Annotated in this window: 15 protein-coding genes; all 15 read left to right on the forward strand. The window is 69.6% G+C overall.

The genetic code is table 11. The features are described from left to right. Positions 1–8 precede the first annotated feature (8 nt). The 15 genes from QPJ90_RS12735 (at position 9) to QPJ90_RS12805 (ending at position 12,615) form a co-directional block, all read left to right on the forward strand. Positions 9–683: an L-threonylcarbamoyladenylate synthase gene (locus QPJ90_RS12735; RefSeq protein WP_290131570.1), complete on the forward strand. Its 675-nt coding sequence runs from the start codon at positions 9–11 to the stop codon at positions 681–683. Continuing rightward, a complete protein-coding gene (locus QPJ90_RS12740) occupies positions 680–1,906 on the forward strand; it encodes an MraY family glycosyltransferase (RefSeq protein ID WP_290131571.1) in 1,227 nt (408 codons plus the stop codon). Before QPJ90_RS12735 ends, QPJ90_RS12740 begins: the two co-directional genes overlap by 4 nt. Continuing rightward, the gene (locus QPJ90_RS12745) at positions 1,903–2,382 is read left to right on the forward strand and encodes a hypothetical protein (RefSeq protein ID WP_290131572.1); all 480 of its coding nucleotides are present in this window, start codon (positions 1,903–1,905) and stop codon (positions 2,380–2,382) included. The genes QPJ90_RS12740 and QPJ90_RS12745 overlap by 4 nt, the downstream gene beginning before the upstream one ends. Positions 2,383–2,534: 152 nt before the next feature. Continuing rightward, on the forward strand, positions 2,535–3,347 hold the full coding sequence (atpB, locus tag QPJ90_RS12750) for a F0F1 ATP synthase subunit A (RefSeq protein ID WP_290134227.1): 813 nt from the start codon (positions 2,535–2,537) through the stop codon (positions 3,345–3,347). Positions 3,348–3,406: 59 nt separating this feature from the next. After that, a complete protein-coding gene (gene atpE / locus QPJ90_RS12755) occupies positions 3,407–3,643 on the forward strand; it encodes an ATP synthase F0 subunit C (protein WP_027465781.1) in 237 nt (78 codons plus the stop codon). A gap of 10 nt (positions 3,644–3,653) precedes the next feature. Further along, positions 3,654–4,199, forward strand: coding sequence for a F0F1 ATP synthase subunit B (locus tag QPJ90_RS12760; protein ID WP_290131573.1), 546 nt, complete (start codon positions 3,654–3,656; stop codon positions 4,197–4,199). A gap of 2 nt (positions 4,200–4,201) precedes the next feature. Next, complete coding sequence (locus QPJ90_RS12765; protein WP_290131574.1) at positions 4,202–4,996, forward strand: F0F1 ATP synthase subunit delta; 795 nt, start codon at positions 4,202–4,204, stop codon at positions 4,994–4,996. Positions 4,997–5,105: 109 nt separating this feature from the next. After that, entirely contained in the window at positions 5,106–6,734 is a 1,629-nt protein-coding gene (gene atpA / locus QPJ90_RS12770) for a F0F1 ATP synthase subunit alpha (RefSeq protein WP_290131575.1), read from the forward strand. After that, a complete protein-coding gene (locus QPJ90_RS12775; RefSeq protein WP_290131576.1) occupies positions 6,735–7,637 on the forward strand; it encodes a F0F1 ATP synthase subunit gamma in 903 nt (300 codons plus the stop codon). 47 nt (positions 7,638–7,684) lie between these two features. Then, entirely contained in the window at positions 7,685–9,139 is a 1,455-nt protein-coding gene (atpD, locus tag QPJ90_RS12780; protein ID WP_290131577.1) for a F0F1 ATP synthase subunit beta, read from the forward strand. A gap of 1 nt (position 9,140) precedes the next feature. Further along, a complete protein-coding gene (locus QPJ90_RS12785) occupies positions 9,141–9,404 on the forward strand; it encodes a F0F1 ATP synthase subunit epsilon (protein WP_022905158.1) in 264 nt (87 codons plus the stop codon). Between the two features lie 5 nt (positions 9,405–9,409). After that, a complete protein-coding gene (locus tag QPJ90_RS12790) occupies positions 9,410–10,171 on the forward strand; it encodes a peroxide stress protein YaaA (protein ID WP_290134228.1) in 762 nt (253 codons plus the stop codon). A 99-nt stretch (positions 10,172–10,270) separates the two neighbouring features. Further along, positions 10,271–10,831 (forward strand): hypothetical protein, encoded by a 561-nt coding sequence (locus tag QPJ90_RS12795; RefSeq protein WP_290131578.1) that lies wholly within the window; start codon positions 10,271–10,273, stop codon positions 10,829–10,831. A 55-nt stretch (positions 10,832–10,886) separates the two neighbouring features. Beyond that, entirely contained in the window at positions 10,887–11,741 is an 855-nt protein-coding gene (locus QPJ90_RS12800) for an FHA domain-containing protein (RefSeq protein ID WP_290131579.1), read from the forward strand. 52 nt (positions 11,742–11,793) lie between these two features. Beyond that, positions 11,794–12,615, forward strand: coding sequence for a protein phosphatase 2C domain-containing protein (locus QPJ90_RS12805; protein ID WP_290131580.1), 822 nt, complete (start codon positions 11,794–11,796; stop codon positions 12,613–12,615). Positions 12,616–12,725 lie beyond the last annotated feature (110 nt).

Below are 12,725 nucleotides of genomic sequence, written 5' to 3' on the forward strand. Positions count from 1 at the left end.
TGCGAGTCATGGCCTCCCGATACGACTGCACCGACAACGACGGTCTCCTCACCGGGATGCGGCTCGCACGTGCCGCGCTCGGACGGGGAGAGCTCGTCGTCGTCCCCACCGACACCGTCTACGGCCTCGCCGCGGACGCCTTCAGCCAGGCCGCCGTGCAGCGGCTGCTCGACGCGAAGGGCCGCACGCGGCAGTCCCCGCCGCCGGTGCTCATCCCGGGGCCGCCCACGCTCGACGCGCTCGCGAGCGAGGTGCCGCAGCAGGTGCGCGACCTCGTCGACGAGTTCTGGCCCGGTGGCCTCACGGTCATCCTCCGCGCACAGCCGTCGCTCGACTGGGACCTCGGCGAGACCCGGGGGACCGTCGCGCTCCGCATGCCGGACTCCCGGATCGCGCTCGAGCTGCTGCAGGAGGTCGGGCCGCTCGCGGTCTCCTCGGCGAACAGCACCGGCGACCCGGCCGCGATGGACGTCGACGCCGCGGAGCGGATGCTCGGCGAGAGCGTCTCGGTGTACCTCGACGGCGGCCCGATCGAGGTGCACGACGGGTTCGCCGCGTCGACCGGCTCGACCATCGTCGACGCGACCGGGCTCTCGACCGGCGACAAGCTGACGATCGTGCGGCACGGGGTGATCCCCGACGACGAGATCGCGCGGGTCGTCGGAGCCGACCTGATCGCGTGAAGTACTACCTGCTCGCGGGAGCCATCGCCGCGGTCGTGAGCTTCTGCATCAGCTGGCTGGTGTGGAAGCTCGGCGTCCGGTTCCGGTGGTACCCGAAGGTCCGCGAGCGTGACGTGCACCGCACCCCGACGCCCCGGCTCGGCGGGATCGCGATGTACCTCGGCGTCATCGTGGCGATGCTCGCCGCCTGGTTCCTGTTCCCGTCGATCGCCGGGACCGACTACTTCCGGCTCGTGTTCTCCGAACCGGGGCGCGTGCTCGCCGTCCTCGGCGGAGCGACGATCATCGTGGTCCTCGGCGTCGCGGACGACATCTGGGACCTCGACTGGATGACGAAGCTGGCGGGCCAGATCATCGCCGCCGGCATCCTGGCGTGGCAGGGCGTGGCGATCGTCTCCCTGCCGATCGGGAACACGCTCGGAGTCGGTTCGTCCTACATGAGCCTCATCTTCACGGTGTTGGCGGTCGTGCTCGTGATGAACGCGGTGAACTTCATCGACGGGCTCGACGGGCTCGTCGCCGGGGTGGCGATCATCGCCGGCGGGGTGTTCTTCCTCTACACGTTCTTCATCAACCGCGTCGTGCAGCAGACGGAGTTCTTCTTCAACCTGCCGTCGCTCCTGACCGCGGTCCTCGTCGGGGCGTGCTTCGGCTTCCTCATCCTGAACTGGCACCCGGCGAAGCTCTTCATGGGGGACGCAGGTGCGCTGCTCGTGGGCTTCCTCATGGCCACGAGCGCGGTGAGCGTCACGGGCAACATCGACCCCGCGGCCGTGCAGACACGCCAGGCCCTGCTGCCGGCGTTCATCCCCATCCTGCTGCCCTTCGCGATCCTCATCGTGCCGATCCTCGACTTCGGGCTCGCGGTCACCCGGCGGCTCAGTGCCGGGAAGTCGCCGTTCTCGGCCGACCGGAAGCACCTGCACCACCGCCTGCTCGACATGGGGCACTCGCACTTCCACGCGGTACTGATCTTCTACGCCTGGACCGCCACCGTCGCGTTCGGCTGCCTGCTCTTCCTCTTCGTCGACTGGTACTGGGTGGTGGCGTTCGTCGCGGTCGGGTTCACGGTGTGCGCCGTCGCCACCTTCGCCCCGCTCGGCCGCAAGCGCACCGAGATCGCCGCCCAGACCGCCAACCGCTCCGCCGCCGTGGTGGACGCCAGCCTCGACCCGCTCGACCGGGCCGCCAACGACCGCACGATCCCTGGAGACATCACGTGACCGCACCGAACGCGCTCGACCACGTCCGGCCGGTGTTCCGCCGCATCCTCGTCTGGGCGGGCCTGCTCGCGGTCGCCCTCGCCGTCGTCGGGGGAGTCGTGGGGCTCCTCGTCGCCGGCACGCCCGGGCTGGCGGGTGGCCTGCTCGGCGCCGTGCTGAGCGTCGTGTTCCTCGGACTCACTGCACTGTCGGTGCTCGTCGCGCTCCGGGTCTCCAAGGGGCAGATGATCTCCGGTGCGTTCTTCGGCATCGTGATGGGGACCTGGCTGCTGAAGTTCGTGCTCTTCATCGTCGTGCTCGTGGCGCTGCGCGACCGTGCGTGGGTGGACTTCCCGATCCTCGCGGTCGTGATCATCGTCGGGGTCGTCGGGTCGCTCGTCATCGACGTCGTCGCGGTCGCGAAGGCGCGGGTCCCGATCGGGGTGTCGCTGCCCGGTTCCTCCTCGGAACCTGAGAAGGACGACACCCGCGACTGAGAGCCCGGGAAGCCTCTCGCACCTGATAGGCTTCTCGAAGTCCGCGTCCGGAGCCTCGCTCGGAGCGGACGAGCCTCCACAAAGTCCACCATCGCGTGCCGTGTGTGCGCGCGCCGACACAGGAGACAGCGCTGCTATCCCACGCTCTTCCCCTGTCCCTCACCGCTGCGGTCAACCCCGTCGCGGCGGGGAGCAGCCACGCCGCCGAGTTCCACGGTCCGTCGATCAACGAGTTCTTCCCTGACGCGATCTTCTTCGCCGGGACGCCGTTCGAGATCGACCGCCTCGTCATCATCCGCTTCATCGCCGTCGCGGTGCTGCTGATCATCGGGATCGTCGGGACCCGCTCGCTGAAGCTCGTCCCCGGTCGCGGTCAGGCGCTCATCGAGTACGCGTTCGACGTCGTCCGTCGCAACACGTTCGACAACCTCGGCGAGAAGGACGGCAAGCGCTTCCTGCCACTCCTGGCCACGATCTTCTTCTCGGTGCTGTTCCTGAACCTGACGGGTCTCATCCCCGGGTTCAACCTGCAGGGCACCAGCCGCATCGCGTACCCGATGATCCTCGCGATCGTCGCCTACGTGGCGTTCATCTACGCGGGCCTCCGGAAGCACCCGGGCGCGTTCCTCCGCAACGCGCTGTTCCCGCCCGGGGTGCCGTGGCCGCTCTACATCATCGTGACGCCGATCGAGCTCGTCTCGACCTTCGTGCTCCGTCCGGTGACGCTGACGCTCCGACTCCTCATGAACATGGTCGTCGGCCACCTGCTGCTCGTCCTGTTCTTCGCAGCGACGCAGTTCTTCCTGTTCGACACCGAGGGTGCCTTCAAGCTCTTCGGCGTCGGGACGCTCGCGTTCGGCATCGCGTTCAGCTTCTTCGAGATCCTGGTCGCGCTGCTGCAGGCGTACGTCTTCATGCTGCTGACCGCCGTGTACATCCAGCTCGCGCTGGCTGACGAGCACTGACCTGTACTGACCCCCCATACGGCACGGCATCCGCCGGGCCGCACCTGAAAGGAACACACGTGGACGCAACGACCGTTCTCGCGGAGATCAACGGCAACATCGCGACGGTGGGCTACGGCCTCGCGGCGATCGGCCCGGCCATCGGCGTGGGCATCGTCGTCGGCAAGACGATCGAGTCCGTCGCTCGCCAGCCGGAGCTCCAGGGCCGCCTGACGACCCTCATGTACATCGGTATCGCCTTCACCGAGGCCCTCGCCTTCATCGGTATCGCGACGTACTTCATCTTCACCAACTAAAGGCCAGTCGATGCAGAACGCACTGATCATCGCGGCGGAGGAGACGCACAGTCCCCTCATCCCGCCGGTGTACGACATCGTGTGGTCGCTGGTTGCGTTCGTCGTCATCCTCCTGGTCTTCTGGCGGGTCATCATCCCGCGGATCACGAAGATGCTCGACGAGCGCACCGAGGCCATCGAAGGTGGCATCAAGAAGGCGGAGGCAGCTCAGGAGCAGGCCGCCGCTGCGCTCGACGAGTACAACAAGCAGCTGGCGGAGGCGCGTGCCGAGGCATCGCGCATCCGTGAGCAGGCCCGTGCCGACGCGACCGCGATCGGCAACGAGGTCCGCGAGCAGGCTGCTGCCGATGCCGCGCGCATCACCGCCAACGCCCAGGCGCAGATCGAGGCCGAGCGCCAGAGCGCGCTCCAGTCGCTCCGCACCGAGGTCGGCTCGCTCGCGCTGGACCTCGCGTCCGGTGTGATCGGCGAGTCCCTCAAGGACGACGCGAAGTCGAACGCCGTCGTGGACCGCTTCCTCGCGGACCTCGAGGCCTCCAAGGCCGGGGAGCGCTGAGCATGCGCAGCGCCACCAGGGAAGCACTCGCGTCCACGAGGGCGGTGCTCGCCGACCTCGGAAGCAGCGCCGACCTGGCCACGGGTGCCGAGATCCTCGCCTCCGGGCGTGCGATCGCCGGTGCGCCGCAGCTGCTCGGTCTGCTGTCCGACCCGACGGCCGACCCGGCCGGCAAGAAGGTCCTCATCGACCGCGTCTTCGCCGGTCAGTCGGACGCCACGCGTGCGGTCCTGACCGCGGTGGCCGGCTCGCGCTGGTCGTCGCAGGAAGACCTGCTCGCGGGCATCGAGGACGCGGGCATCCGCGCCGTCGCCGCCACCGCGGGGACGGGCACCTCGATCGAGTCGGAGCTGTTCGCCTTCGAGACCGCCGTCCGTTCGGACGCCGACCTCGAGCTGGCGCTCGGCACCAAGCTCGGCAGTCCGGCGGAGAAGGGCGCGCTCGTCGAGCGGCTGCTCGGCTCCAAGGCGTCGCAGCAGACCGTGACGATCCTCTCGGCGCTCGTGCAGCAGCCGCGCGGTCGTCGGATCGGCGAGCTGGTGCGTGAGGCGAGCCGGATCGTGGCGGACCAGGCGGACAAGCTCGTCGCGACGGTCATCACCGCGACGCCGCTCGACGCCGGACAGTCGGCCCGCGTGGCCCGCGGCCTCGGCGAGCGGTACAGCAAGGACATCAGCATCAACCAGGTCGTCGACCCCTCGGTCGTCGGCGGGGTCCGGGTGCAGATCGGCGGCGACGTCATCGACGGCACCGTGTCCACGCGCCTGGCGGAGCTCCGGCTCCAGCTGGCCGGCTGAGCGTACGGTCGAAGCCGCCCCACCCAAGTCCACAACGGGAACTGTCGTCGTCACGGCAGCATCACCCTCTCGGAGCCGAAGGGCCCCGGAAACCAACAAGGAAAATCCCATGGCAGACATCACCATCAGCCCCGATGAGATCCGTGATGCCCTGAAGGACTTCGTCTCGAACTACGAGCCGACGAAGGCCTCCACGGCCGAGGTCGGGCACGTCACCGACGCCGGTGACGGCATCGCGCACGTCGAGGGCCTCCCCGGCGTCATGGCCAACGAGCTCATCCGCTTCGCGGACGGCACGCTCGGCCTCGCGCAGAACCTCGACGAGGACGAGATCGGCGCCATCGTGCTCGGCGAGTTCGACGGCATCGAAGAGGGTCAGGAAGTCACCCGTACCGGCGAGGTCCTCTCGGCCCCCGTCGGCGACGGCTTCCTCGGTCGCGTGGTCGACCCGCTCGGCAACCCGATCGACGGTCTCGGCGAGATCGCAGCCGAGGGTCGTCGTGCCCTCGAGCTCCAGGCTCCGGGCGTCATGTCCCGCAAGTCGGTCCACGAGCCGCTCCAGACCGGCATCAAGGCCATCGACGCGATGATCCCCGTCGGCCGCGGCCAGCGTCAGCTGATCATCGGCGACCGCCAGACCGGCAAGACGGCCATCGCGATCGACACGATCATCAACCAGAAGGCCAACTGGGACTCCGGCGACGAGAACAAGCAGGTCCGCTGCATCTACGTCGCCATCGGTCAGAAGGGCTCCACGATCGCCTCCGTCAAGGGCGCGCTCGAGGACGCCGGCGCGATGGAGTACACCACCATCGTCGCTGCTCCCGCCTCCGACCCGGCCGGCTTCAAGTACCTCGCCCCCTACACCGGCTCGGCCATCGGCCAGCACTGGATGTACGGCGGCAAGCACGTCCTGATCATCTTCGACGACCTGTCGAAGCAGGCCGAGGCCTACCGTGCCGTGTCCCTCCTCCTCCGCCGTCCGCCGGGCCGCGAGGCCTACCCGGGCGACGTCTTCTACCTGCACTCCCGTCTGCTGGAGCGTTGCGCGAAGCTGTCGGACGACCTGGGCGCCGGCTCGATGACGGGTCTCCCGATCATCGAGACCAAGGCGAACGACGTGTCGGCGTACATCCCGACCAACGTGATCTCGATCACGGACGGCCAGATCTTCCTGCAGTCCGACCTCTTCAACGCCAACCAGCGTCCGGCGGTCGACGTGGGTATCTCGGTCTCCCGAGTCGGCGGTGACGCGCAGGTCAAGTCGATCAAGAAGGTCTCCGGCACGCTCAAGCTCGAGCTCGCGCAGTACCGCTCGCTCGAGGCGTTCGCGATGTTCGCGTCCGACCTCGACCAGGCGTCGCGCCGTCAGCTCGACCGTGGTGCGCGCCTGACCGAGCTCCTCAAGCAGCCGCAGTACTCGCCGTACCCGGTCGAGGAGCAGGTCGTCTCGATCTGGGCCGGTACCAACGGCAAGCTCGACGAGGTCCCCGTGTCCGACGTCCTGCGCTTCGAGTCGGAGCTGCTGGAGCACCTCCGCCGCAACTCGGACGTCCTCACCACCCTCCGCGAGACCAACCAGCTCAGCGACGAGACTGTCGCCGCGATGGACCGCGAGATCGACGCCTTCAAGAAGGGCTTCCAGACGAGCGACGGCAAGACGCTCGGCTCGGAGCAGTTCGAGGCTGCGTCGGCCGAGGACGTCGACCAGGAGCAGATCGTCAAGGGTCGTCGCTAGATGGCAGCGCAGGTCCGGGTCTACCGACAGAGGATCAAGTCCGCGAAGACCACGAAGAAGGTCACGCGCGCGATGGAACTGATCTCGGCGTCGCGGATCCAGAAGGCACAGGCCCGCATGGCCGCGTCCGGTCCGTACTCGCGGGCCGTGACGCGGGCGGTGTCGGCCGTGGCGACGTTCTCCAACGTCGACCACGTGCTGACCACCGAGCCGGAGTCGTCGACGCGCGCCGCCGTCGTGCTGTTCACCTCGGACCGCGGTCTGAACGGTGCGTTCAGCACGAACGTCCTCAAGCAGGGTGAGGAACTCGCGTCCCTCCTCCGCAGCGAGGGCAAGGACGTCGTGTTCTACCTCGTCGGCCGCAAGGCGGTCGGGTACTTCGGCTTCCGTGAGCGCCCGTCCGAGCAGCAGTGGGTCGGCGGCACCGACCAGCCCGAGTTCTCGACGGCCAAGGAGATCGGCGACGCGGTCGTCGGCAAGTTCCTCCAGGACACGGCCGAGGGCGGCGTGGACGAGATCCACATCGTCTTCAACCGCTTCGTGAGCATCGCGACGCAGGAGCCGCAGGTCGTCCGGCTGCTCCCGCTCGAGGTCGTCGAGGGCGTCGAGGCGCCGTCGAACGACGAGCCGCTCCCGCTGTACGAGTTCGAGCCCGACGCGGACGCCGTGCTCGACGCCCTGCTCCCGGTCTACATCGAGAGCCGCATCTTCAACGCCATGCTGCAGTCGGCTGCCTCCGAGCACGCCGCCCGGCAGAAGGCGATGAAGTCGGCGAGTGACAACGCGGACTCCCTCATCCGTGACTTCACCCGCCTCGCGAACAACGCTCGTCAGGCCGAGATCACGCAGCAGATCTCCGAGATCGTCGGCGGCGCCGACGCCCTCTCGTCGAAGAAGAAGTAGTCCGCGTCGTTCGCGGACAGTTACCCACCCTCAGGAAGGCACCAGCCATGACCGACACCGCCACCACCGCGGTCGAGACGTCGTCGGCGCCCGGTGTCGGCCGGATCGCCCGTGTCACGGGTCCCGTCGTCGACATCGAGTTCCCCCACGACGCCATCCCCGACATCTACAACCTCCTGCACACGACCGTCACCATCGGTGACTCGTCGCAGGAGATCGGCCTCGAGGTCGCGCAGCACCTCGGCGACGACCTCGTCCGCGCCATCTCCCTGAAGCCGACCGACGGTCTGGTCCGTGGCCAGGAGGTCCGTGACTCGGGCGCTCCGATCTCGGTCCCCGTCGGTGACGTCACCAAGGGCAAGGTCTTCGACGTGCTGGGCAACGTGCTCAACACCGACGAGCAGCTCGAGATCACCGAGCGTTGGCCGATCCACCGCAAGGCTCCGGCCTTCGACCAGCTCGAGTCCAAGACCTCGATGTTCGAGACGGGCATCAAGTCGATCGACCTCCTCACCCCGTACGTGCAGGGTGGAAAGATCGGCCTCTTCGGTGGTGCGGGCGTCGGCAAGACGGTCCTCATCCAGGAGATGATCCAGCGCGTCGCGCAGGACCACGGTGGTGTGTCGGTGTTCGCCGGTGTCGGCGAGCGCACCCGTGAGGGCAACGACCTCATCGGCGAGATGGAAGAAGCCGGGGTCTTCGACAAGACGGCCCTCGTGTTCGGCCAGATGGACGAGCCGCCGGGAACGCGCCTCCGCGTGGCCCTGTCGGCGCTGACGATGGCGGAGTACTTCCGCGATGTCCAGAAGCAGGACGTGCTCCTCTTCATCGACAACATCTTCCGCTTCACGCAGGCCGGTTCCGAGGTCTCGACGCTGCTCGGCCGCATGCCGTCCGCCGTGGGTTACCAGCCGAACCTCGCCGACGAGATGGGTGTGCTCCAGGAGCGCATCACCTCGACGCGCGGTCACTCGATCACCTCGCTGCAGGCGATCTACGTGCCGGCTGACGACTACACCGACCCGGCGCCGGCGACCACGTTCGCGCACCTCGACGCCACGACCGAGCTCTCCCGTGAGATCGCGTCGCAGGGTCTCTACCCGGCCATCGACCCGCTGACCTCCACGTCGCGGATCATGGACCCCCGGTACCTGGGCGCCGACCACTACGAGACCGCGACGCGTGTCAAGCAGATCCTGCAGAAGAACAAGGAACTGCAGGAGATCATCGCGATCCTCGGTGTCGACGAGCTCTCCGAAGAGGACAAGATCACGGTCGAGCGCGCTCGTCGTATCCAGCAGTTCCTCTCGCAGAACACGTACATGGCGAAGAAGTTCACGGGCGTCGAGGGTTCGACCGTCCCGTTGAAGGACACCATCGAGTCGTTCCGCGCGATCGCCGACGGCGAATTCGACCACGTCGCGACGCAGGCGTTCTTCAACGTCGGTGGCATCAACGACGTGGAAGAGAAGTGGGCGCAGATCCAGAAGGAGAACCGCTGACATGGCGGCACTCACCGTGAGCGTCGTCTCGGCCGACCGCGAGGTCTGGTCGGGCGACGCCACCATGGTCGTCGCTCGCACGACGGAGGGCCAGATCGGTGTCCTCGCGGGGCACGAGCCGTTGCTCGCGACCCTCGCCGAGGGCCAGGTCCGCATCACCCGGGCCGACGGCTCGACGGTGACCGCGGACGCCGCCGACGGCTTCCTGTCGGTCGAGCACGACACGGTCACGATCGTGGCGCGGCAGGCCGCGCTGGCGTCCTGACCGGACTGACCGTCCTCCTCCCGCCCTCGGAGACGAAGCGGGAGGGCGGGGACCCGAGCCGCACGCTCGACCTGCGTGCGCTCAGCTTCCCGGAACTGTCCGACGAGCGGGCCGCGGTTATCACCGCGGCCCGCTCCGTCAGTTCCGAGGAGGACTCCGCCCGGACGGCGTTGAAGCTCGGTCCGAAGTCGATCGCCGAGCGGTTCCGGAACCTCGTGCTGGACACGGCGCCGACGATGCCGGCGATCGACCGCTACACCGGGGTGCTTTACGACCCGCTCGACGCTCAGTCGGCGGACGACGAGACCCGTCGGTGGTGGTCCGACCACGTCGTCGTGCAGTCGGCGATGTTCGGGCCGATCGGAGCGGGCGACGCGATCCCGGCGTACCGGCTGTCGCACGACTCGCGGCTCGGCACGCTCCGGCTCGCTTCGCACTGGCCGACGGTGTCGTCCGAGGCGCTCGCCTCGCGGTCCGACGGGCTCGTCCTCGACCTCCGCTCCGAGGGGTACCGTCAGCTCGGCCCCGTGCCCGAGGCACTCGTACCTCGCGTCGTGAGCGTGGACGGCAGTGGTCGGCGCAAGGCGCTCAACCACTGGAACAAGACCGCGAAGGGTCGCCTCGTCTCGCTGCTCGGGCGGACCCGCGCAGACGTCTCGACCGTGGACGAGCTGGTCGCGTGGGCCGACGAACACGGTGTGGTCGTCGAGCGCACGTCGGAGGGGTGGGACCTCGTGGCCGAGTCCCTCGAGACGGTCCGCACCTGACGCTGGTCGTTCCTGCACAGGCGGGGTGCGCCTGGTCGCCGTCCACGGACGGCTGCGGACGACCGGCCTGGAGGCACGGACCGCGCTTCGATGGCGTGCATGATCCCCTCCACGACACGATCCGAGCACGACCGAGCGGTGCGCTACCCGCGTGAGATCGCTGCCGCGGTGACGCTCCGCGCGGCCTGCGCCGCCCTGACGGACGGCCCGGCCGACCGGCCACTCGCACCACTCGCCGCGGTCGCGGTGCTGACGTCGTGCGCGGCGCTGGCGACGCGCTTCGCCATCCTCGAGCACCTCGCGGACCCGAACGAACCCGATCCGCGGACGGCGGTCCCGTTCGACGCGTTCGTCGACCGGCTCCCGCCGGCACTCACCGGCGCGGGGCCGATGCCCGACCGGGCACGGTTGCGCACCGCGGGCGACCGGGCAGCCGAGGCCTGGCGGCTGTGGCGCGCCGGACACGATCCGCACGGGTGCGCCCGCGGCGCGGCGGGCGCGTTGGCGGTCGCCGCCTGGTCTGCCTGGGGCCTCGGTTCGGCCGAGCGGGCACGGACCCGGGCGGTGTACGCGCTCGAGACGGCGGCCGACGACCCCTTGGCGTCGCTCGTGCTGAGGATGGTCCGGTGCGACGTCGCGCCGACGTGGGAACGGCGATGACGCGCAGGGTCGACCGCATCGTCTACGGTTGGACCAGCAGCGAGGGAGGGGCCGGGTGCGCGACGACGACACCGCTGACGAAGGACACGGCACCGCCGACGGTGTCGACGACGTCGACGTCACGGTCATCCGGCACCGTCGAGACGCTCGCGGCAGCGTCGACACCGGTCGCGTTCACCCCGGTAACGTCGACGCCGGCAGCGACGACCCCCTCGGCGACACGGTCATCCGGTCACGCGGGCGCCGCTCAGCTGAGCCGGATGCCGACACGGTCATCCGCCCCAGGCCGGACGGCTCGGACGACCCGTTCGGCGACACCGTCATCCGCACCCGCAGCGGTGACACGTCCTCCCGTGCGGTACCCGACGACGACACGGTCGTCCGTCCCGCTCGCTCGCCCCGCGGCGGACCGGGTCCGGCGACGGACGACGCCGTCCGGGGCGCACCAGCGCGACCCGATGCGGACCGGGGGCCGAGCGGCGGACCGGCACCGGGCCTCCAGGCCGACGCGCCACGGACCACCCGCACGCCGTCGGTCCGGATCGGCGACCACGTGCTGCGGCTCGACCGCCCGGTGGTCGTGGGCCGGAGGCCCGCACTGCCGCGGATCGTGCGCGGACCCGAGCCCCTGCTCGTCACCGTGCACTCGGCGTCGGGACAGGTCTCGTCGTCGCACGTGCTCCTGCAGGCGTCGGGCGAAGCGGCCGTGGTCGAGGACCTCCGGTCGACCAACGGGACCGTCGTCCGGCCGGTCGCGGGGAAGCCGTTCCGACTGGCGTCGGGTGGGTCAGCGGTGGTCCTGACGGGTACGGTTGTCGAGATCGGTGACGGCAACGCCGTCGAGATCCTCTCGCCACACCTCCGGGTGCCGCCCGCGGATCCCGTCCCCGCCCCGCCGGACTGGCCGTGACCGGTTCCCTGACCGCCGTGCCCCCGACCCCCCAGAGAGCGATCCAGTACACGTGACCGAACTCGGCCGAGCAGCCAACGCGCACGCCATCGACGTCCCCGGTGCCGACGGCGCCGTCCTCACCCTGTCGTGGGGAGCGGCGACCGACGTCGGACGTCGTCGCGACCACAACGAGGACAGCTACATCGTCGGCGCCCCGTTCTTCGTCGTCGCCGACGGGATGGGTGGCCACCTCGCCGGTGACCGTGCGAGCGACGCCGTCGTCCGGCGCCTCGCGCAGGTGTCGGAGCAGCCGTTCACCACCAGGCAGGGCATCCAGCGTGCGCTCCTGCTCGCGACCGCGGACATCGAGCGGGCGGCGGGCGGCAACGCGATCGGCGCGGGGACGACCGTGACCGGGATCGCGCTGGTGGCGACGCAGGGTCAGCCGGCGGCGCTCGTGTTCAACGTCGGGGACTCCCGGACGTACCGGATCGACGACGGGGTGATGCGTCGCGTGACCGTGGACCACTCGGTCGTGCAGGAGATGGTCGACGCCGGGCTCCTCCGCGCCGAGGACGCCGAGCGCCACCCGGACAGCAACGTCATCACCCGAGCCGTCGGGTTCGGTGAGCCGCCGGAGCCGGACTGGTGGACGCTGCCGCTCCGGCAGGGAGACCGCTACATCGTGTGCTCGGACGGTCTCACGAAGGAGCTCGGCGACGTCGGCATCGCGCGCATCGCGGCGCGTGTCGAGGGTGCGCAGGAACTCGCGGAGCGCCTGGTCGGCGACGCGGTCATCGCGGGCGGCCGCGACAACGTGACCGTGGTCGTGCTGCAGGTCGACGGTGCTCCCGACGACGGCGACGTCGAGGACACGCTGCCGCGACACTGACCCCCGAACTGGGGTCGTCCGTGCTGGTGGGGTCCACAGGGTGCCCGGGTGGGCGTCGGGGGCCTTCCGTAGAATGACATGGCCGTGACGAGCGTGCCGGCCGTCCGACG

The organism is Curtobacterium sp. 458, assembly GCF_030406605.1.
Classification (GTDB): domain Bacteria; phylum Actinomycetota; class Actinomycetes; order Actinomycetales; family Microbacteriaceae; genus Curtobacterium.